This window comes from Pseudoalteromonas sp. US3C1013, assembly GCF_048401115.1.
In the GTDB taxonomy this organism is placed as follows: domain Bacteria; phylum Pseudomonadota; class Gammaproteobacteria; order Enterobacterales; family Alteromonadaceae; genus Pseudoalteromonas; species Pseudoalteromonas undina.
The window spans coordinates 3,178,792-3,201,122 of sequence record NZ_CP183075.1 but is presented as its reverse complement, the minus strand read 5'-3'; the positions used below and the strand labels follow the sequence as shown (position 1 = coordinate 3,201,122).

Annotated in this window: 19 protein-coding genes; 12 read left to right on the top strand and 7 right to left on the bottom strand. The window is 40.1% G+C overall.

Annotated features, from left to right (window positions below; all coding sequences use genetic code 11):
* Nucleotides 1–2 precede the first annotated feature (2 nt).
* Together fadA and tusA are read left to right on the top strand one after the other, a co-directional pair.
* Entirely contained in the window at nt 3–1,172 is a 1,170-nt protein-coding gene (fadA, locus tag ACNSN2_RS14925; protein ID WP_010392722.1) for an acetyl-CoA C-acyltransferase FadA, read from the top strand.
* A gap of 249 nt (nt 1,173–1,421) precedes the next feature.
* A complete protein-coding gene (gene tusA, locus ACNSN2_RS14920) occupies nt 1,422–1,661 on the top strand; it encodes a sulfurtransferase TusA (protein WP_008112953.1) in 240 nt (79 codons plus the stop codon).
* 199 nt (nt 1,662–1,860) lie between these two features.
* Here tusA and ACNSN2_RS14915 read toward each other — a convergent pair whose 3' ends face one another.
* From ACNSN2_RS14915 to dnaA, 7 genes are all read right to left on the bottom strand, one after another.
* Nucleotides 1,861–2,310 carry a hypothetical protein gene (locus ACNSN2_RS14915; protein ID WP_055013147.1) on the bottom strand — a complete coding sequence of 150 codons (450 nt, stop codon included), beginning with the start codon at nt 2,308–2,310 and terminating at the stop codon, nt 1,861–1,863.
* Between the two features lie 73 nt (nt 2,311–2,383).
* Nucleotides 2,384–4,453 (bottom strand): glycine--tRNA ligase subunit beta, encoded by a 2,070-nt coding sequence (glyS, locus tag ACNSN2_RS14910; RefSeq protein WP_418607945.1) that lies wholly within the window; start codon nt 4,451–4,453, stop codon nt 2,384–2,386.
* Between the two features lie 2 nt (nt 4,454–4,455).
* On the bottom strand, nt 4,456–5,358 hold the full coding sequence (glyQ, locus tag ACNSN2_RS14905) for a glycine--tRNA ligase subunit alpha (protein WP_010392717.1): 903 nt from the start codon (nt 5,356–5,358) through the stop codon (nt 4,456–4,458).
* 140 nt (nt 5,359–5,498) lie between these two features.
* The gene (gene gyrB, locus ACNSN2_RS14900) at nt 5,499–7,925 is read right to left on the bottom strand and encodes a DNA topoisomerase (ATP-hydrolyzing) subunit B (protein WP_418607944.1); all 2,427 of its coding nucleotides are present in this window, start codon (nt 7,923–7,925) and stop codon (nt 5,499–5,501) included.
* A gap of 12 nt (nt 7,926–7,937) precedes the next feature.
* On the bottom strand, nt 7,938–9,032 hold the full coding sequence (gene recF, locus ACNSN2_RS14895) for a DNA replication/repair protein RecF (RefSeq protein ID WP_075169479.1): 1,095 nt from the start codon (nt 9,030–9,032) through the stop codon (nt 7,938–7,940).
* A 15-nt stretch (nt 9,033–9,047) separates the two neighbouring features.
* Nucleotides 9,048–10,151 carry a DNA polymerase III subunit beta gene (dnaN, locus tag ACNSN2_RS14890; protein ID WP_008112965.1) on the bottom strand — a complete coding sequence of 368 codons (1,104 nt, stop codon included), beginning with the start codon at nt 10,149–10,151 and terminating at the stop codon, nt 9,048–9,050.
* 13 nt (nt 10,152–10,164) lie between these two features.
* Nucleotides 10,165–11,553 (bottom strand): chromosomal replication initiator protein DnaA, encoded by a 1,389-nt coding sequence (gene dnaA / locus ACNSN2_RS14885; RefSeq protein WP_010392708.1) that lies wholly within the window; start codon nt 11,551–11,553, stop codon nt 10,165–10,167.
* Nucleotides 11,554–12,059: 506 nt separating this feature from the next.
* Here dnaA and rpmH point away from each other — a divergent pair.
* The 10 genes from rpmH to ACNSN2_RS14835 all read left to right on the top strand — a co-directional run bounded on the left by rpmH (nt 12,060) and on the right by ACNSN2_RS14835 (nt 22,266).
* Nucleotides 12,060–12,194, top strand: coding sequence for a 50S ribosomal protein L34 (rpmH, locus tag ACNSN2_RS14880; RefSeq protein ID WP_008112968.1), 135 nt, complete (start codon nt 12,060–12,062; stop codon nt 12,192–12,194).
* Between the two features lie 7 nt (nt 12,195–12,201).
* A complete protein-coding gene (gene rnpA / locus ACNSN2_RS14875; protein ID WP_008467046.1) occupies nt 12,202–12,627 on the top strand; it encodes a ribonuclease P protein component in 426 nt (141 codons plus the stop codon).
* A 126-nt stretch (nt 12,628–12,753) separates the two neighbouring features.
* A complete protein-coding gene (gene yidD / locus ACNSN2_RS14870; RefSeq protein ID WP_024601490.1) occupies nt 12,754–13,029 on the top strand; it encodes a membrane protein insertion efficiency factor YidD in 276 nt (91 codons plus the stop codon).
* A gap of 8 nt (nt 13,030–13,037) precedes the next feature.
* Entirely contained in the window at nt 13,038–14,675 is a 1,638-nt protein-coding gene (gene yidC, locus ACNSN2_RS14865) for a membrane protein insertase YidC (protein ID WP_010392703.1), read from the top strand.
* Between the two features lie 131 nt (nt 14,676–14,806).
* Nucleotides 14,807–16,171 carry a tRNA uridine-5-carboxymethylaminomethyl(34) synthesis GTPase MnmE gene (gene mnmE, locus ACNSN2_RS14860; RefSeq protein ID WP_418607939.1) on the top strand — a complete coding sequence of 455 codons (1,365 nt, stop codon included), beginning with the start codon at nt 14,807–14,809 and terminating at the stop codon, nt 16,169–16,171.
* A gap of 944 nt (nt 16,172–17,115) precedes the next feature.
* Nucleotides 17,116–17,565 carry an FMN-binding protein MioC gene (gene mioC, locus ACNSN2_RS14855; protein WP_008112109.1) on the top strand — a complete coding sequence of 150 codons (450 nt, stop codon included), beginning with the start codon at nt 17,116–17,118 and terminating at the stop codon, nt 17,563–17,565.
* A 428-nt stretch (nt 17,566–17,993) separates the two neighbouring features.
* Nucleotides 17,994–19,883 carry a tRNA uridine-5-carboxymethylaminomethyl(34) synthesis enzyme MnmG gene (gene mnmG / locus ACNSN2_RS14850; protein WP_008112111.1) on the top strand — a complete coding sequence of 630 codons (1,890 nt, stop codon included), beginning with the start codon at nt 17,994–17,996 and terminating at the stop codon, nt 19,881–19,883.
* A gap of 15 nt (nt 19,884–19,898) precedes the next feature.
* Entirely contained in the window at nt 19,899–20,519 is a 621-nt protein-coding gene (gene rsmG / locus ACNSN2_RS14845) for a 16S rRNA (guanine(527)-N(7))-methyltransferase RsmG (RefSeq protein WP_008112113.1), read from the top strand.
* Nucleotides 20,520–20,533: 14 nt separating this feature from the next.
* Nucleotides 20,534–21,319 carry a ParA family protein gene (locus ACNSN2_RS14840; RefSeq protein WP_008112117.1) on the top strand — a complete coding sequence of 262 codons (786 nt, stop codon included), beginning with the start codon at nt 20,534–20,536 and terminating at the stop codon, nt 21,317–21,319.
* A gap of 20 nt (nt 21,320–21,339) precedes the next feature.
* Nucleotides 21,340–22,266 carry a ParB/RepB/Spo0J family partition protein gene (locus ACNSN2_RS14835; RefSeq protein ID WP_008112119.1) on the top strand — a complete coding sequence of 309 codons (927 nt, stop codon included), beginning with the start codon at nt 21,340–21,342 and terminating at the stop codon, nt 22,264–22,266.
* Nucleotides 22,267–22,331: the final 65 nt, after the last annotated feature.

The following is a 22,331-nucleotide window of genomic DNA, read 5'->3' as shown; positions in this document are numbered from 1 at the left end:
TCATGAATAATCCAGTAATTGTAGATTGTATCCGCACACCAATGGGTCGCTCAAAAGGCGGCGTATTTAAAAACAAACGTGCGGAAGACTTAAGCGCTCATTTAATGAAAGGCTTATTAGAACGTAACCCGGCAGTTGACCCTGCGTCAATTGACGATATTTATTGGGGCTGTGTACAGCAAACATTAGAGCAAGGCTTTAACGTTGCACGTAACGCATCTCTACTTGCAGGCATTCCACATTCAGTGCCAGCAACTACAGTTAACCGTTTATGTGGCTCATCAATGCAAGCATTGCATGACGCTGCTCGCGCAATTATGACTGGCGCTGGCGACACATACCTAATTGGTGGCGTTGAGCACATGGGTCACGTGCCTATGACTCACGGTAACGACTTTCACCCAGGCTTAGCTACATCAATTGCACAAGCATCTGGCTCTATGGGTTTAACTGCTGAGTACCTTGCTACTATTCACGGCATTAGCCGTGAGCAACAAGATGAGTTTGCTTACCGCTCGCATCAACGTGCACATGCTGCAACAGTTGAAGGCCGTTTCCGCCGCGAAATTTTAGCAATGGAAGGTCACGATGCTGACGGTTCACTTATTCTTGTTGAAGATGATGAAGTAATTCGTCCAGAAACAACAGTTGAAGGTTTATCGCAGCTACGTCCAGTATTTAACCCTGCTACGGGCTCTGTTACTGCGGGTACATCTTCTGCACTTTCTGACGGCGCATCAGCTATGTTAGTAATGAGCGAAGAAAAAGCAAAAGAACTGGGCTTACCAATTCGTGCACGTATTCGCGCTATGGCTGTTGCCGGTTGCGATCCATCAATCATGGGTTACGGCCCAGTACCTGCAAGTAAAAAAGCATTAGCACAAGCCGGTATTACCATTGATGACATTGACGTAGCTGAGCTAAACGAAGCATTCGCAGCACAATCACTACCTGTGCTTAAAGACTTAGGCTTAGCTGATGTAGTTGACGAAAAAGTGAATTTAAACGGCGGCGCTATCGCACTTGGTCACCCTCTGGGTTGTTCGGGTTCACGTATTAGCACCTCGCTTATTCACTTAATGGAAGACAAAAACGCAAAATACGGTTTAGCAACTATGTGTATTGGTTTAGGCCAAGGCATTGCCACTGTATTTGAACGTGTTCAAGACTAATTAGTTTTTAACATGTAAAACCATCTTGGTGATTAAAAGGCGAACTAGCGCAAGTTAGTTCGCCTTTTTTATGCCACCAGCTTTTGCAGGTTTAAAATGAATAATGTGATCGGGTGCATTAAACTTATTTCAGATTATCTATTAATAAGTTGAGCTGTTTTGTTATACGTAAAATAGTTAACCAACAGCTTTATTTACGCTAAACTACCCGACCTAACCAAGCCGCGACTATTTTTACAGGTAATTTTTATGAGCTTTGATAACCCCGATCACCAATTAGATGCCATCGGCCTTCGTTGCCCAGAGCCGGTGATGATGGTACGCGCTGCGATTCGTAAAATGAGCGATGGTGAAACACTGCTTATTATTGCCGACGACCCTTCAACCACCCGCGACATTCCCAGCTTTTGTACCTTTATGGATCACACGCTAGTGGCTAAAGAAGTTGAAGAATCACCGTATAGGTATGTGGTGAAGAAAGGGTTGTAATCAGCTATCAGCTATCAGCTATCAGCTATCAGCTATCAGCTATCAGCTATCAGCTATCAGCTATCAGCTATCAGCTATCAGCTATCAGCTATCAGCTATCAGCTATCAGCTAAAAATTAAAAAACCGTGTTTGTTAAATCAAGCACGGTTTTTTATTTTATATTTAAGCTAACGACTGACTGCTTATAGCTTACAGCTCTTACTTTTTAGTTATCGTTACTTGCGGCTTATCGTAGTCACTAAAATCAATGCTGACTATGTACGACCCTTTGATTGCGGGTGTGTAGCTAAAGTAATTATAAATGGTATTACAATCGGCGCGCGTTGATTGGCCAAGTGTTAGGCTTTGTCCTGATGGCTGTGAATCGCTGTAGCCACAGTTAAAACCTTCACTAAAATCTGCATCGGCTATTTTAAACTCGTACACTTTACCTGGGGTCGAAAATTTAACTTGAGCTTGATAAAGCGCAGGGCCGACTTGTTTAAATTGATATTGAGGTTCTGCATCCCATAATGTGAAATCCCCTCTTAAATAAATACTGCGATCCAATTCTTGCTGCGGCAACACGTCGTTAATCGAAATTTGGCTGGTACAGGCCGTAAGTAAACCAGCCATTGCTAACGTTAAAATTCGTTTTATAGAGATCATCATTTGTATCCTTTGCATACAGTGAATACTAAAAAGCCAGCATAATGCTGGCTTTTTAAATAGCTATAAGCTGTTATTTTTGTAATACAGAAATATCTGCAATTTCTAAAAATAACCCGCTAAGCTGGCTTAAAAGCGCAAGACGGTTTTGCTTAACAGCTTCATCGTCAGCCATTACCATGACATTGTCAAAAAAGTTATCAACACTCTCACGAATGCCTGCTAATTGGCTCAATGCCTCTTGGTAGTTTCCATCGCTGTACAGTGGTGCTAAATCAGTGGCAAATTTTGCAACTTGCGAAGCCAATACTTTTTCAGCATCATCACTGAGTAAGCTCTGATCGACATTGCCTTGGCTTGTAATGTCATTCTTAGCCAGAATATTACTTACACGCTTATTAGCCGCTGCAAGCGATTCTGCGGCGTCTAATGTACGGAAATGACTTACGGCTTTAACTCGGCGATCAAAGTCAACAGGCTTCGTTGGACGTCGCGCTAGTACGGCTTGAATCACATCTACTTCAATGCCTTCGTCTTGATACCAAGCACGGAAGCGCCCTAGCATAAAGTCAAACACATCCGTTGATACATTTAGGTTAGTCAGCTTTTCACCAAACAAGGTTTGTGATTTAGCAACCAGGTCTAAAATATCAAGCGGTAGCTGTTTTTCTACCATGATACGTAATGCACCAATAGCAGCACGACGAAGTGCAAATGGGTCTTTATCACCTTTTGGTGCTTGGCCTATGCCAAAAATACCCACCAGCGTATCAAACTTATCGGCAATGGCGACTGCACAACTGATCACATTAGTTGGTAAGTTATCACCGGCAAAACGTGGCATGTATTGTTCGTTTTGTGCCACTGCAACTTCTTCTGCTTCACCATCGTGACGCGCGTAATGCATTCCCATTACACCTTGTACATCGGTAAATTCCATTACCATTTCGGTCATTAAGTCTGTTTTACTTAATAAGCCTGCACGCGCTGCTAGCTCTTTGTCGGCACCAAGTTGCTCGGCAATGTAACCAGCTAGTTCACTAATACGCTGTGACTTGTCTTTAAGCGTACCAAGTTGTTTTTGGAACAATACACTATCAAGAGATTCTAAACGGCTTTCTAATGTTTTCTTTTTATCTGTTTCAAAGAAGAACTGCGCATCGGCTAAACGCGGGCGCACTACTTTTTCGTTACCAGAAATAACTACACTAGGATCTTTACTTTCGATGTTAGAGACAAACAAAAACTTATTTAAAAGTTTGCCGTCTTGATCTAATAACGGAAAGTATTTCTGATCGTCTTTCATGGTGTAAATAAGCGCTTCAGCAGGTACATCTAAAAATGCTTCTTCAAATGTGGCTGTTAGCGTTACTGGCCATTCTACCAATGAAGTAACTTCTTCAAGTAAGTCTTCATCCATAGCAACAACGGCATTAACTGCTTTGGCTGCATCTTCTATTTGCGCGCGAATCTGTGCTTTACGCTGTTCGAAGTCAGCAACAACGTAAGCTGATTTAAGTACATCAAACACATCATCAGCATGATCAATGCTAATTTTTTCAGGGTGATGAAAACGATGGCCTTGCAGTTGATTACTCACTTGCTTACCAAGAATTTCACCCTCAACCAATTCACTACCGAATAAAATAGTTACCGTATGCACAGGGCGAATAAATTGTGTTTTATTCGCACCCCAACGCATTGGTTTAGGGATAGGTAGTTTAGCGAGCGCTTTGCTTATAGCGTCGGTCATTAACGTTTTGGTTTCTTGCCCTGCTACTTTAGCAATGTGCAATAACCATGCGCCCTTATCTGTTTCTAGTGTTTGCGCATCTTTTACTTCAATACCACAACCACGAGCCCAACCCATGGCTGCTTTAGTTGGGTTACCCTCAGCATCAAAAGCGGCTTTAGTTGCAGGGCCACGTTTTTCAACTTCTTTGTCTTGTTGTTTAGCTTCAAGTGCTTTTACTTGTAAACCTAAACGACGTGGCGATGCATACCAGTTCACACCTTGGTGACCTAGTTCTAGACTTTCTAATTCTGCTGTTAAGTTTGCAGCAAAGGCTTCGGCTAATTTACGAAGTGCTTTTGGTGGCAACTCTTCGGTGCCAATTTCTACTAATAAATTTTCTGCTGACATGCTTACTTATCCTTACACAGCGGGAAACCAAGTGCTTCACGTGCATCGTAATAACTTTGTGCACACGCTTTTGATAACGCACGAACGCGTAAAATATAACGTTGACGCTCGGTTACTGAAATAGCATGGCGTGCGTCTAATAAGTTAAATGCGTGCGATGCTTTCATTACTTGCTCGTAGGCTGGTAATGGTAGGCTTGCTTCAATTAGCTTTTGGCTCTCAGCTTCACATTTATCAAACTGTTCAAATAAGTCGGCTACGTTTGCATGTTCAAAGTTATAGGTTGATTGCTCAACTTCATTTTGATGGAACACATCACCGTAAGTTACGCGCCCAAATGGACCGTCTGCCCATACAAGGTCGTAAATGCTATCTACGCCTTGAATGTACATTGCTAAACGCTCTAGGCCGTAAGTAATCTCACCCGTTACCGGTGAGCATTCTAAACCGCCCACCTGCTGGAAGTAAGTAAACTGCGTTACCTCCATACCATTTAACCAAATTTCCCAACCTAGGCCCCACGCACCTAATGTAGGTGATTCCCAGTTATCTTCTACAAAGCGAACTTCGTCAGTTAGGGTATCAATACCTACAGCAGCTAAAGAACCTAAGTAAAGCTCTTGAATATTGTCTGGTGATGGCTTTAACACAACTTGGAATTGGTAGTAATGTTGTAAGCGGTTTGGATTCTCACCGTAACGACCATCGGTAGGACGACGACACGGTTGAACGTATGCGCTCGACATTGGCTCTGGGCCAATTGATTTTAAAAATGTTTGCGGGTGAAATGTCCCTGCGCCCACTTCCATGTCAAGTGGTTGAATAATGACACAGCCTTGCTGTGCCCAATAATCCTGTAAAGCCAGGATCAAACCTTGAAAGGTTTTAACGTCATATTTTTGCATATTTGGCTTTTTACTATCTGAGAAGTAGCGTGAAAATTACCCTCAGTATACCTTGTGCACACTCAGGTTTTAAGCAGTTTGTGCGTTTGAAAAAATAAAAAAGGAGCCTAAGGCTCCTTTTTTGTGATTACGATAATGTTTTATACGTCTAAGTTAACCACACGCAGTGCGTTCGTTTCAATAAACTCACGACGCGGCTCAACTTGATCGCCCATTAAAGTGGCAAATAATTGATCCGCTGCAACAGCATCTTCAATTGTTACTTGCAACATACGGCGTGCGCTAGGATCCATGGTGGTTTCCCAAAGCTGATTTGGATTCATTTCACCCAGTCCTTTATAGCGTTGAATGTAGATCCCGCGCTTAGACTCTGCGATCAACCATTCCAATGCATCCACAAAGTTATCAACAGGTTTTGTTTTCTCACCACGTTGGATATATGCACCCTCTGTGATGATATTAGCAATGTTTTTACCTGTTACAGCAATGCGTTGGTAGTCTCTTGATGTAATAAAGTCATAATGAAGTACGTGTGCTTTATCCACACCATGCTGACGAATATTCACAACTGGATAATACAAGTTACGCTCTGTATCGTGCTCAGTTCCCGCATGGAAAATAGTTGCATCTTCATCACGTTCAATTAAGTCATCAACCAGCTCTTTAGTCCAAGCAATTACCTTAGCTTCGTCTGAAAGGTCTTTTTTTTTCAGCTCACTTTGGTAAATCAAACGGTTCATAACTGTGTTCGGATACTTACGCTTTAAGCGCTCGATAACTTTAACCGTGTTTTGATAATCGTGAACAATTGACTCTAATGCTTCACCATCAACCGCTTCAGCACTATCACTAGTGTACAGTGCTGCATTGCTTAGCGCTAAAGATGTAAGGTAATCAACTAATGCTGGATCATCTTTAATATAACGCTCTTGCTTGCCTTTTTTCACTTTATAAAGTGGAGGCTGAGCAATATAAATATAACCACGTTCAACAATTTCCGGCATTTGACGATAGAAGAATGTTAGTAGCAAAGTACGAATGTGAGAACCATCCACGTCGGCATCGGTCATGATTATGATACGGTGATAACGTAATTTCTCAGGGTTATATTCGTCACGGCCAATACCACAACCTAGTGCAGTAATTAGCGTTGCCACTTCTTGTGAAGAAAGCATTTTATCAAAACGTGCTTTTTCTACGTTTAAGATTTTACCTTTAAGCGGAAGAATCGCTTGATTCTTACGGTTACGACCCTGCTTGGCTGAACCGCCAGCTGAGTCACCCTCCACTATGTATAGTTCAGATTGGGCTGGATCTTTTTCTTGGCAATCCGCTAGTTTACCCGGTAAACCAGCTAAATCCATAGCACCTTTACGGCGGGTCATTTCACGTGCTTTACGAGCGGCTTCACGCGCGCGTGCTGCATCAATAATTTTGCCAACAACAATTTTTGCATCCATTGGGTTTTCTAATAAAAACTCAGTGAATTTTTCAGCCATTGCTTGCTCTACAGCAGACTTAACTTCACTAGATACTAGCTTGTCTTTTGTCTGTGATGAGAATTTAGGATCAGGAACTTTAACACTAACAACAGCCGTTAAGCCTTCACGAGCATCATCGCCCGTTGCGTTACTTGTTGTTTTAGCCTTTTTGTTAAAGCCTTCTTTTTCCATGTAGTTATTAAGCGTACGTGTTAGCGCAGATCTAAAACCGGCTAAGTGCGTACCACCATCACGTTGTGGAATGTTATTAGTAAAACAGTAAATGTTTTCTTGGAATGCATCATTCCATTGCATTGATACTTCTACACTAATACCGTCTTCTTCACGTTCGTGAGTAAAGTGGAATACCCCTTTGTGTACAGGCGTTTTATTACGGTTTAAGTATTCAACGAACGCTCTAATACCACCTTCGTATTTAAAATGGTCACTCTTATTTTCTTCGCGCTCATCATTTAAAATGATGCTCACACCTGAGTTCAAAAACGATAACTCGCGTAAACGCTTAGCTAAAATATCGTAATGGAAATCTAGGTTAGTAAACGTTTCTGCACTTGGCCAAAAACGTAACTCAGTACCGGTTGTTTCAGAATCACCAATAGCTGCAAGTGGTGCATCTGGAACACCCATAGTGTAAAACTGCTCGTAAAGTTTACCTTCACGACGAATAGTTAGTTTTAACTTTTCTGATAATGCATTTACTACCGATACACCAACACCGTGTAAGCCACCTGATACTTTATAAGAGTTATCATCAAACTTACCACCAGCGTGTAATACCGTCATAATAACTTCAGCTGCAGATACACCTTCTTCTTCATGTATAGAAGTAGGAATACCACGGCCGTTATCTCTTACAGATACCGAACCGTCTAAGTGAATTGTGACAAATATATCATCACAGTGACCGGCTAAGGCCTCATCGATAGAGTTATCAACGACCTCAAACACCATGTGGTGTAAGCCCGTACCATCATCGGTGTCCCCTATATACATACCAGGACGCTTTCTTACTGCATCTAATCCTTTAAGTACTTTAATACTCGACGAATCATAATTCTCAGACATGGTTAATCCCACTTATCTTGTTATTAGGTTGCCATGTTTCACGTGGAACATTTTTAGTTCTCGTTTCATGGGTTCCACCACAGCAGAAATACTTTCAGATAAAATTGAAGAAATAAATATTTGAGAACTGCAATGAGTCAATAACTGACCCACTTTCTCTTTTGTATCTTCGCTTAGCTCTGAAGGTAAATCATCTATTAGCAATATAGATTGCTTATCTGTCTCTGACTCAATTAAACTATTTTGCGTTACTTTTAACGCATACAACAATAGCTTTAACTGCCCGCGTGAGAATACATTCTCAACACTGCTGCCAGCGACACTAAAACTAAAATCAGCCTTATGAGGGCCTTTACTAGTAAAGCCTTGGCGAGCATCTCGCTCAAAGCTTTGCTCTAACGCATCAGAAAGAGATTCGGTCTCTTTCCAGCCTGCATTAAAGCTAATTTCTAGATCGCGTATTAGCGTTAATTCTGCACACATTTTATCAAAAAACTGCTGCTTAAACCTAGTTATATACGCGATTCTTAATTTATTTATTTGTTCAGCCAGTCTAACAAATTCTTTGTCCCAAAACTTGATTTGGTCAAAATAATTCTTAGGCTTAGATTTCAACAATGCATTGCGCTGTTTTAGCACTTTATTAAACGATTGCCATAAGAAAAAAAACTCATGTTCCACGTGGAACAAACCTAAGTCTAAAAATTTTCTGCGCTCTTTAGGGCCACCAAAAAATAATGAATAGCTTTCTGGTGTAATAACTTGCACTGGCATAAGTTGAGCAAGTTCAGATACTTTTCGACTCGCCTTACCCTGTATTTTTAAATTGGTTTCACCCGTTTGGGTTTTACTTATCCCTATTGGAATAGATAAATCGTGTAACGCTTTGCGGCCATGAATAACAAACTGATCTTGTTGATGAGCGATGATGCTTTTATGTTTAGAGGTTCGGAAAGATTTGCCGTGAGAAAGGTAATAAATAGCCTCTAAAAGGCTGGTTTTTCCGCTGCCGTTTTCACCATAAATTATATTAACGCCGTTAACTGGTTCTAGCGTCAGTGCCTCAATATTACGAAAATATTTGAGGCTCAAATGACTTAAGCTCATTATATATTTATAATCTTATAAACGCATTGGCATAACAACGTACATAGCTTCTTCATCGCCGGCACCTTCTATAAGTGCACTACTGTTTGAATCGGCAAGGGTAAATAATACATCTTCGGTTTTTAATGTATTTAATACATCTAATACATAAGAGACATTAAAGCCTATTTCTAGGTCATCACCCTCGTACATTACTTCAACCACTTCTTCAGCTTGCTCTTGCTCTGGGTTGTTGGCTGTAATTTTTAATAAACCGTTTGATAAATTTAAGCGTACACCACGAAACTTTTCGTTCGATAAAATCGACACACGCTGAAAAGCATTACGAAGCCATTCACGATTCGCGGTAATTACCTTATCGCCACCGCGCGGTAAAACACGACGGTAATCAGGGAATCGACCATCAACTAATTTACTCGTAAAGGTAAATTCAATATCAATAATACGAATGTGGTTGGCACCAAACTGAATAGTTACCAGCTCTTGATCAGCAACCATTAGACGCATAATTTCTTGTACGCCTTTGCGCGGTATAATTAATTGGCGCTGTGTATTTAACGACTGACCTAGTTGTTTTTGTGCAATAGCTAAACGATGCCCATCAGTGGCAACTGTTTTTATGTCGCTGTTATCAACTTCAAACGACATGCCGTTTAAGTAATAACGCACATCTTGGTTTGCCATTGAGAAGTGTGTGCTTTCAAGTAATTTACGTAATTCTAAACGCGTTAGTTGAAACTCAACTTCACCATCCCACTGCTCTAAATTAGGAAAATCTTCAGCAGCTAAAGTGGTCAATGAAAAACGACTTTTCCCACTGGTTAAAAGTAACTGATGGTCTTGCAAGCTTAAAGTAAGATCAGAACCATCCGGTAAACTTTTACAAATATCGAGTAATTTTTTAGCCGGTAATGTGAGTTTAGTATCGGCAACATCGTCACCTACAAATACACTCGCCACTAACTCAATTTCAAGGTCTGTCCCTGTCATTGAAAGCTGGCCATTTTCTACCACGAGCAATACGTTAGATAAAATAGGTAACGTATGCTTGCGCTCAATGGCACCCGATACTTGTACCAATGGTTTTAAAAATTGTTCTCTTGATATTGTTATTTGCATAATAAAGTCAGCCCTAAGATGACAATGTTCTTATTAAGTTTTGGTAATCTTCTTTAATCTCGTGGCTTTCGTCACGTAATGATTTAACTTTGCGACACGCGTGCAGTACTGTTGTATGGTCACGCCCACCAAAAGCATCCCCAATCTCAGGTAAGCTGTGATTAGTGAGTTCTTTAGATAATGCCATGGCTACTTGGCGAGGCCTTGCTATAGAGCGGCTACGGCGCTTAGACAGTAAATCAGATACACGTATTCTATAGTATTCAGCAACCGTACGTTGAATGTTGTCGATGGTGACTAGTTTGTCTTGCAGCGCTAATAAATCACGCAGTGCTTCTTTTACAAAGTCGATAGATATTGGGCGGCCGGTAAAGTTTGCGTTAGCAATTACACGGTTTAATGCCCCTTCAAGTTCACGTACGTTTGAACGTAATTTTTTCGCAATAAAAAATGCCACTTCATGCGGTAAGTTAATTTTACTTTGCTGGGCTTTTTTCATCAAAATAGCAACGCGTGTTTCAAGCTCTGGCGGCTCAATCGCGATGGTTAATCCCCAACCAAAACGAGATTTAAGGCGATCTTCAACCCCTTCAATCTCTTTAGGGTAACGGTCAGAGGTTAAAATAATTTGTTGGTTACCTTCTAATAATGCATTAAAGGTATGAAAGAATTCTTCTTGAGAACGTTCTTTATTAGCAAAAAATTGAATGTCATCAATCATTAATGCATCAACACTACGGTAATAACGCTTAAACTCTTCAATCGCATTATTTTGCAGTGCTTTAACCATGTCTTGAACGAAACGTTCTGAATGCATGTAAACAATTTTAGCATCGGGCTTATTGGCCATAATACCGTTGCCTACCGCATGTAATAAATGCGTCTTACCTAAGCCTGTACCACCGTAAATAAATACAGGGTTAAATGCAGAGCCAGGGTTGTCTGCTACCTGAGTGGCAGCCGCTTTTGCTAATTGGTTAGATTTACCCTCAACAAAGCTATCAAAGGTATAGTTTTCTTTAATGTTTGATTTATAACCAGATTTAGGAGCTGGTTCTACAACCGGTTTTTGTTCTCGAGGTGGTTGTTTTGCCGTTGATTGCGTGCTTGGGGCTGATTGTGTTTCAACCACCGGTGCAGCTTGTGCATTTAATAGCGGCTTACTACCTACATCAAAGCGTAACTCGGGTGCTTCTACACCACAAATTTCTACCAATAATTCATTTATTCTATTTAAGTACTTCTCTCTCACCCAATCAAGTACGAAACGATTAGGCGCATAAATCGTCAAGGTATCTTCGGTACTTTCTGCTTGAAGTGGTCTGACCCACATACTGAATTGCTGCGAAGGCAATTCATCTTGCAATACATATAAACAACTTTGCCAAACCGACAGATACACAGTAAAACTCCCAGAGATATAATTTTTATTCCCGCACATCAATAATGATTCAAAAATCACACCTGTATTGCGTTTAAATGGCTCAATAAGCAGCCCAAGACCGACTATTATGAATGCACTTTATCCACAAGTAAAAGATTGATTTTTGTAAAATTGTTGATATCGATGTATAAATATAATAACAGACTGATTTAAATAGCTTTTTATTTTAAAGCTTGATTAGAGATCATAACAAAACTGGCAGCAGATCGCGACCACAATTTACGATCTAATTTACTTTTCCCATGCTTTTATTCACTTTTTATACAGGGGCTGTGGAAAACTTCTTATTTATGATGATCCTATCGGATCATGAAAATTGATCATAAATAAACATGCTTTACGCACTCTATTATGATTGACTTTTCGTCACTTCATCTATAATATCTCGCGCTCGCAATGGCACCTGTGCCAGGATCGCGACCTGCATAGGATGTTTTAACTTTAACCGATCGGATGAGATTGTTATGAAAAGAACTTTTCAACCTAGCGTTTTAAAACGCAAACGTACACACGGTTTCCGTGCTCGTATGGCAACTGTAAATGGCCGTAAAGTATTAGCTCGTCGCCGTGCTAAAGGCCGCAAAGTTCTTTCTGCTTAATTTATAAGTGGAAGACTTTAGCTTTGGCAGGGAGTTACGTCTGTTAACTCCCTCGCATTACTCTCGCATATTTAACGAACCCGCTCGGGCTGCAACTCCTTTCTTTACCTTATTAGCAAAACCAAGTGACCAGTCAAAACCTAGGTTAGGCCTTACTGTTGCTAAAAAACGTGTAAAAAAGGCATGTCAACGAAACCGAATTAAACGTCTTGCTCGCGAAAGTTTTCGTTTAAATCAACACACACTCGATAATATTGATATTGTGTTGATGGTTAAAAGTGGCATTGATGAACAGTCTAATGAAGAATTAACCAAACAACTTACAAAGCTGTGGCGTAAGATTAATGAACGCTGCAAACCTGGTGCCCCTAAACCGCCACCATTTAAAAAACGCCCAAACAAATCAGCTAAATCGACTAAACAAACCCAATAGCAATAGAATTACAGGGTTAATTAAGGTATCTTTAGCTCACCTTTTAATCATGCGTTTAAAATCTCATAGTGAGTCTTTAAATACATGGTATCTATTCACTAAACATAACGTAGGGGCATGTACAACATGAGGTTACTTAAACCACTTGCTGCTTTACCAACACGTTGTTTAGTTTTATTTATCCGCGGTTATCAAAAGTGGATTAGCCCGCTATTAGGTCCGCATTGTCGTTTTAATCCAACATGCTCTAGTTACGCTATTCAAGCAATTAATTTGCATGGATCGGTAAAAGGGAGTTGGTTAGCTGTTAAACGCATATTAAAATGCCATCCTTTACATTCAGGTGGAGACGACCCCGTTCCTGAAAAATTAACCCGTATTAACCACCAACACGAGAAATAAGAGCTGTTATGGAATCGCAACGCACGTTTTTATTCATCGGCCTAATGCTAGTGTCGTTTTTATTATTTCAAGAGTGGAATAATGACTACAACACGCCAAAAGCCGATCCTAGTGCCACTACACAAACACTAAAAGCAAATTCACCAGAATCAGATGATTATGTTCCAGCTTCATCAGACTCAGGTTTACCTGCTTCAACAACTTTAGCTAAACGCGCTGTTATAAATATTACAACAGACGTGTTTAAAGTAAAAATTGACACCAAAGGTGGTGACATTGTTGAAACAGACTTAATTGATTATAAAGAAACCAAAGGCAGTGATGTTCCTTACATGCTACTTGGTGAGTTTGATGGTAAACAATACTTTTCACAAAGTGGTTTAATTGGTTTAAATGGCCCAGATGCATCAGCAAATGGTCGTCCTACTTACCAATCAGAACAAACTTCTTATACTTTAACGGGTGATGAACTTCGTGTTCCTCTTCAGTTTACTGATAGTAACGGTGTAAGTTTCACTAAAACCTATGTATTCAAAAAGGGTCAATATGATGTTGGCTTAGAATATAAAGTTAACAACACCACTAGCTCGCCAGTACAAGTTCAGCTTTACACACAAATAAAGCGTACCGTACAAGAAAAAGGCAGCATGGTTGATCAAAACTATTTAGGGGCTGCATACGGTACTGATGAAGAACCATACGAAAAGTATAGTTTTTCAGATATGGCCGATAAAAACCTAAACATAAACACCCAAGGTGGTTATGTTGCCTTTATACAGCATTACTTTGTAAGTGCTTGGGTACCAATGCAAGATCAAGCAAATACACTTTATAGTTTAATCACTAAAAGTAACGCGGCTATTATTGGTGTTAAAGACGAAGCGGTAAATGTTCAAGCTGGTAGTGAGCAAGTACTTACTGCGACTTATTACATGGGCCCTAAAGAGTCAGATAAACTTGAAGCGATTCACACTGACTTAGACTTAACCGTTGATTACGGTTGGTTATGGTTTATTTCTCAACCTTTATTTGTGCTATTAAAATGGTTACACAGTATTTTAGGTAACTGGGGTGTAGCAATTATTGCCATCACTATTATTGTTAAATCATTAATGTACCCACTGACTAAAGCACAGTACACCTCAATGGCTAAAATGCGTGCATTACAGCCTAAGATGAAGGCGCTAAAAGAAAAGTATGGCGATGATCGTCAAAAATTCGGCCAAGCGACGATGGAAATGTACCGTAAAGAAAAAGTAAACCCTATGGGTGGCTGTTTCCCAATTTTACTGCAAATGCCAATCTTCTTAGCCTTGTTCTATGTATTCTTAGAGTCTACAGAACTTCGTCACGCTGAATTTGTACTTTGGCTAACTGACCTTTCTGCGAAAGACCCATACTACGTATTACCAATCTTATTTGGTGCGAGTATGTTTATAACGCAAAAACTACAACCTATGACGGTTACCGATCCAATGCAGCAAAAAATGATGACCTTTATGCCGGTTATCTTCTCTGTGTTCTTCTTATGGTTCCCATCTGGTTTAGTACTTTACTGGTTAGTGTCTAACCTTATCTCTATTGTCCAGATGTTAATCATCTACCGTGGCATGGAAAAGAAAGGTATTAAAGTAAGGGGCGATTAATCCTCCCTACTTATATAAAGGCGACTTAGGTCGCCTTTTTTATTGCCAATTTTTTATAACAGCATTCGCGAGTGCCTATTTGATAGGTTACAATACCGCCATTACGTTATTTAAGTTGGCAAATAAACCGCATGATAAATCACGATACAATTGCAGCACAAGCCACTGCCCCAGGCCGAGGCGGTGTTGGTATTATTCGCGTTTCAGGAAACCTAGCCAAACAGGTTGCTGAAAAAATAATTGGCAAAGTCCCTAAAGTTCGCTTTGCCGACTACGTGCCTTTTAATAACCTTGCAGGGGATCAGCTTGACCAAGGTATTGCAATTTACTTTGCCGGCCCACACTCATTTACCGGTGAAGACGTACTCGAACTTCAAGGCCATGGTGGCCCTGTTGTCCTTGATATGCTACTTAAAGAAATAAGTAAAATAGACGGTGTACGTTTAGCAAAGCCTGGTGAATTCTCTGAGCGTGCGTTCATGAACGACAAGCTTGATTTAACTCAAGCTGAAGCTATTGCAGATTTAATTAATGCAACCAGTGAGCAAGCGGCTAAAAGCGCCCTACAGTCACTTCAAGGCCAATTCTCTAAGCACATAGAAACCTTAGTAGAAAAAGTCATTCACTTACGTATGTATGTAGAAGCGGCTATTGATTTTCCTGATGAAGAAATCGATTTTTTATCAGACGGAAAAGTCGGCGGTGATTTGAATGCCATTATTGAGCAGCTTAATGCCGTAACCAATCAAGCCAAACAAGGTAGCATAATGCGCGAAGGTATGCGTGTCGTTATTGCAGGTCGTCCTAATGCAGGTAAATCAAGCTTACTTAATGCATTAGCAGGGCGAGAAGCGGCCATCGTAACTGAAATAGCTGGCACCACTCGTGACGTATTACGTGAGCATATACATATAGATGGTATGCCACTGCATATAATCGACACCGCAGGCTTACGAGAAAGCCCAGATAAAGTTGAGCAAATAGGTATTGAACGTGCCTGGGATGAAATAAACCAAGCCGATCGGGTATTATTTATGCTTGATGGTACCGATACAACTGATACCGATCCACATGCTATTTGGCCTGAATTTATGGCTAAATTACCCCAAGGTATGGGCGTAACCGTGATCAGGAATAAAGCCGATTTATCTGGTGATACGGTTGGTATGGATCAAGAGCAACAATATCCGGTCATCAGTTTAAGCGCTAAAAATGCTGACGGTATAGAACTAGTGCGTGAGCACTTAAAAGCCTGCATTGGTTTTGATGGTGCCACAGAGGGCGGGTTTATGGCACGCCGTCGTCACTTAGATGCACTGGAACACGCAGCCTATCACTTAGATACCGGTAAAACACAATTAGAGATGCACGTGGCCGGTGAAATCCTCGCTGAAGAACTGCGTTTAACACAGCAGTATCTTAACGAAATAACTGGTGAATTTACTTCTGATGATTTGCTTGGCAAAATTTTCAGCTCGTTCTGTATCGGTAAATAGTTGAACTAATAATTTAATCATTAAGGGCACCTAGGTGCCCTTTTTAATGTCCTACTATTTTTAATATCGACTCGCCAAAATGTATTTTAATAACTCACTTTAAAAACCAAACAGACTAAAAAATATAGCTAAATTGCACCAATATTAGCCTCCATTCATGTTTAAAAATGTGTTTAAGGCAGATGAGCTAAACCTATAATCACACCAAACAACAGATAAACTACCTACATTAATAGTAAAAAATTAAGCTTATTCCGCCTTAAAAGAGAACCTATTACATTAGCTTTTCAAGCTGGGGCATAGGTAATTATCAAACCATAAAAATAAAACGTACCTAAAAAGTAAGTTTGATCGCCCACTCCACCAGCAAAATATAGTTAATTTCTTAGTTTAAATTGATGAAAATTATTTTTTTGCAGATCAGTTATCCACAATTGGGGTTTTATTGCCTTGAAAATGAGTTAAAAGCGATAAAAAGTAAAAATATGCTGTGTTTAAATAAGCTAAATAGCGATTTTTAGAAAATAAAAATGGATTTTTAGTCTGATCTGCATAAATAGATCATTTTTTAAAATTATTTTCGATCCCAACTTTAAGTTATCAACATGCTTTGTATCCACACTAAGATCAACACGCCTTTATCTATAAATTTGTACTAGCTGGTGGTTAACACTCAATATAAAATCAATAACTTAGCAAATTATTAATAATATTGGTTTTTAGTTAAGCAGAGCTTTCCCCAACCTTATCAACAACTTGATCAGAAGATTACATTTAAAGATATTTTGTTAAATCATTAATAATCAATAAGTTAAGCAAGCAGTTAATACCAAGGCTTAAATTACCACAAAAATAGTTATACAAAATAACACTCTTAACTTTACTGTTATACTCACTGAGCTATCATAGGCAGCAATTAAAACTAATAGTGATCAGCCATATTCATGAGTTCAGTAAATATTATCGTTGGTAGTCAAATGGGATCCGCCGAGTACGTTGCAGAGCAGTTAAATGATGCACTTAACAACCAAGGGATTAATAGCCAACTACATGATCAACCTGAATTTAATGAAATAGATCAACAAAATACTATTTGGTTAGTTTGTACATCAACCTACGGTGCGGGTGATTACCCTGACAACCTGATTGGTTTTATCGAACAAGTATCTCAAGTGGATGATCTTTCACATTTAAAGTATTCGGTTATTGCACTTGGCGATACTAGTTACGACACTTATAACCTTGCAGGGCGTAATGTAGATACTCTTTTAAGCCAAAAAGGCGCTGTAAAAGTAGCACAACGTTTAGAGCTTAATATTCTTGATGAAGCACTGCCCGAAGATACGGCCTTAGCTTGGTTAGACTCATGGATAGCACAGACAGGTTTAAAATAGAAAGATCAAGCGAAAAGTTATAAATAAAGTTACCCACAATTTGCTAATAATTTAATAAGTTTTGTGGATAAACACTGATTAAACTGCTTTTTTAGCCATGCTTATCCATGGGATAAGATCGAGACTTGATCGGCCTGTGTATAACAGCCTGTTTTGATCAGAGCTTATTTGCCTGAAGATCCGATCATACTAACACCTTTAGATCCGATCTAATTATATGTTTTTAATCATGATCTAAAGCTTATCAACAGAAAACCCGATCAGTAGTAGTAATAGTATTAAAAGATCTCTTTAAAAGATCCTTTATATTATTAGAGATCACTTACTTAGATCTTGAGCACTGTTTAATCATTTATCTTCTGCTAATTTCTAGGTAGAATACGCTCCCTTTTGAAGTTTACTGGTTTGATTTAAGTAGGATCCCATTAATGATTTTTCACGAAAATTTTGACGTTATCGTAGTAGGTGGTGGACATGCAGGCACTGAAGCCGCATTGGCAGCTGCCCGTATGGGGATGAATACCCTGCTGCTGACTCACAATATGGATACCCTTGGTCAAATGTCTTGTAACCCAGCAATTGGTGGCATTGGCAAAGGCCATCTGGTTAAAGAAATTGATGCCCTAGGTGGCGCAATGGCGCAAGCTATTGACAAAGGCGGGATCCAATTCCGCACGCTGAATTCTTCTAAAGGCCCTGCTGTACGAGCGACGCGTGCACAAGCGGATCGTGCCTTGTACAAAGCGGCTATTCAAAACACACTTCAAAACCAAGAAAACTTAAAGATTTTTCAGCAATCATGTGATGATCTAATCGTTGAAAATGATCGTGTAACCGGTGTGGTGACACAAATGGGTTTACGTTTTAGTGCACCTAGTGTGGTACTAACCGTGGGTACATTCTTAGGCGGTCAAATTCATATCGGCCTTGAAAATTTCAAAGGTGGCCGAGCTGGCGATCCGCCTTCAATTGCCTTAGCTGATCGCTTACGTGAATTACCATTTAGAGTAGATCGTTTAAAAACCGGCACGCCACCGCGTATTGATGCCCGGACTGTTGATTTTAGTAAAATGCAAGAACAACCAGGTGATGCACCAACACCGGTATTCTCATTTATGGGTAAACAAAGCGACCATCCACAACAAATTCCGTGTTACATCACTTACACCAATGAAAAAACACATGATGTTATTCGCAAAAACTTACATCGCTCACCTATGTACTCAGGTGTTATCGAAGGAATAGGCCCACGTTACTGTCCGTCCATTGAAGATAAAATTGTCCGTTTTGCTGATAAAGATAAACACCAGATATTTGTAGAGCCAGAAGGTTTAACGTCATACGAGTTATACCCTAACGGTATTTCAACTAGCTTACCGTTCGATGTGCAGTTAGAAATTGTGCAATCGATCACCGGCTTTGAGAACGCACATATTTGTCGTCCTGGCTATGCTATTGAATATGACTTTTTTGATCCACGCGATTTAAAACAATCATTAGAAACAAAGTTTATTGATGGCTTATTTTTTGCTGGTCAAATTAATGGTACTACCGGTTACGAAGAAGCGGGTGCGCAAGGTCTGATCGCAGGTATGAATGCAGCATTACAAGTACAAGGTAAAGAGTCGTGGACACCACGTCGTGATGAAGCCTATGTTGGCGTACTGATTGATGACTTAGCAACACTGGGTACAAAAGAACCGTACCGTATGTTTACTAGCCGCGCTGAATACCGTTTGCTACTTCGTGAAGATAACGCTGATATTCGTTTAACTGAAAAAGGTCGTGAACTAGGTTTAGTTAACGATGAACGTTGGCAAGCATTCAACGAAAAAATGGAAGTGATCGCTAAAGAGAAACAGCGTATTAAAGATACCTGGATCCATAAAGATCATGCCATGGTTAATAAAGTAAACGAATTACTAAAAACCCCACTTGTGCGTGAAGCCAGCTTAGAAGAATTACTGCGTCGTCCAGAAGTGCGTTATAACGACTTGATGGCGATCGAAGGACTCGGATCTGAGTTCACTAATCAGGCCGCCCTAGAACAGGTTGAAATTCATACAAAGTACGCAGGTTATATCGCGCGTCAACAAGATGAGATCAATAAGCAGCTTCGTCATGAAGAAACAATCTTACCAAAAGAGTTTGATTATAAAACCGTCTCTGGTTTATCAAACGAAGTAGTTGCAAAGCTAATTGATGCTCGTCCAGACACTATCGGCCAAGCTTCGCGTATTTCTGGTATCACCCCAGCGGCGATTTCGCTATTATTAGTGTATCTGAAGAAGCAAGGCTTGTTACGCAAAACTGCGTAACGGTAAAGGTACATTGTGTTACAGCAACAATTAACAACTTTGTTAGCGCAAACTGATATTGCGCTAACACAAAAACAACAGCAACAACTTGTCCGCTATGTTGAATTACTCGATAAGTGGAATAAAGCCTATAACTTAACCTCGGTACGTTTGCCTCAAGAAATGATGGTTAAACATATAATGGATAGCTTAGTTGTTGCTCCTCACTTGACCGGTCATCATTATATTGATGTTGGCACAGGTCCTGGTTTACCGGGCATAGTGTTAGCTATTGCCTTACCTGAAACGCAGTTTGTATTATTAGATAGTTTAGGTAAACGTGTACGTTTTTTAATGCATGTTAAACATGAGCTTGGTCTTGATAATGTCACCCCGGTGCAGTCAAGAGTTGAAGAATATCAACCAAGTGTTAAATTAGATGGCGTACTAAGTCGTGCATTTGCATCGTTACAAGATATGATTGACTGGTGCTCGCACTTAATTGATCATTCAGGTAAGTTCATTGCACTTAAAGGGGTATTTCCAAGTGAGGAATTAGACTCACTCCCTACAGGTGTTAAGTTTGAGCAAAAAATTGCATTAGAAGTACCGGATTTAGATGCACAACGACATTTAATAATTCTTTCTAAAGACTAGGGATCAGAGACACTGTGGCAAAAGTCATCGCATTAGCAAATCAAAAAGGTGGAGTAGGTAAAACTACCACTGCCGTTAATCTCGCTGCATCTATGGCTGCAACGAAGCGTAAAGTGCTGTTAATAGATCTCGATCCGCAAGGCAATGCGACCATGGGCAGTGGCGTCGACAAATATGGTGACGTCCCTACTATCTATGACTTGCTCATAGAAGATAAGCCTATTGATGAAGTGATTATTAAAGAAACCTCAGGCGAATATCATATGATTGCTGCAAACGGTGATGTGACCGCTGCAGAAGTTAAGCTGATGGAATTATTTGCGCGAGAAGTACGTTTGCGTAACGCGCTTGAAAAAATACAAGATCAGTATGAGTTTATTTTTATAGACTGCCCGCCTTCTTTAAATATGTTAACCGTTAATGCCATGGCTGCTGCCGATTCTATTTTAGTACCTATGCAATGTGAATATTATGCATTGGAAGGATTAACAGCGTTAATGGACACGATTACGCAACTTGCTAAGTTAGTTAACCCTAACTTACAGATTGAAGGCATACTTCGTACTATGTACGATCCGCGTAATCGACTAGCAAATGATGTATCAGAACAATTAAAACAACATTTTGGCGATAAAGTATACCGTACGGTGATCCCACGTAATGTTCGACTTGCAGAAGCCCCAAGTTTTGGTGCCCCAGCAATGTACTACGATCGAGCATCAAGTGGCGCGAAAGCTTATTTAGCTCTCGCTGGTGAAATGCTACGCAGAAAAGAAAAAACAACTCCCGTTGTCGCCTAACTTTGAGGTAAAAAAATAACATGTCTGCTAAAAAACGAGGTTTAGGCCGAGGACTCGATGCGCTTTTAAGTTCATCTAAACCTGCACCAAGCGAAGGCAAGGAACAGGACAATGCTAACGTAACCAGCGCAGTTGAAAATGCAGCGCAGCCTAGTAACAGTGAGTTACAAAAACTACCGATCGAGCTTTTACACTCAGGTAAGTACCAACCTCGTAAAGACATGTCTGAAGAGGCACTCGAAGAACTCGCCAGTTCGATACGCTCACAAGGAATTATTCAACCTATCGTTGTGCGCCCTGTTGCGCATAACAGCTACGAGATTATTGCTGGTGAACGTCGTTGGCGTGCTGCGCAAATAGCTAAGCTTGAGTTTGTACCCTGTATTATTAAAGACGTACCTGATGAAGCTGCCGTTGCTATTGCTCTGATTGAAAATATTCAGCGTGAAGACTTAAACGCTATGGAAGAAGCGATTGCACTTAATCGGTTGCTTAATGAGTTTGAGTTAACGCATCAACAAGTGGCTGATGCCGTTGGTAAATCACGTACGACCGTGACTAACTTATTACGCTTAAATAATCTAAATAACGATGTAAAAATTTTGTTAGAGCATGGTGACATTGAAATGGGCCACGCACGTTGCCTGTTAGCACTTGAAGGTGAAGTGCAATCAGATGCAGCCCGTTTAGCTGTTGCAAAGGCATTGACCGTTCGCGAAACAGAAAAACTAGTACGCTCTATTTTAGAGCCAGCTCCAGCAAAAGAAGTAATAGAAAAAGACCCAGATGTTAAACAGTTAGAGCAGCAGCTTGCTGATAACCTAGGGGCAAAGGTAGAAATAAATTACAACAAAAAAGGCAAAGGGAAGTTGGTTATTTCTTACACTAATCTTGACGAGTTAGACGGTATTTTAAACCGTATCAATCAAGACTATTCCCACCATTAATTCATTGGATGTCTAAAAAGGGACATTTACAGCGATTTTGTGTTACAAAGCACCTACTCAAGTTG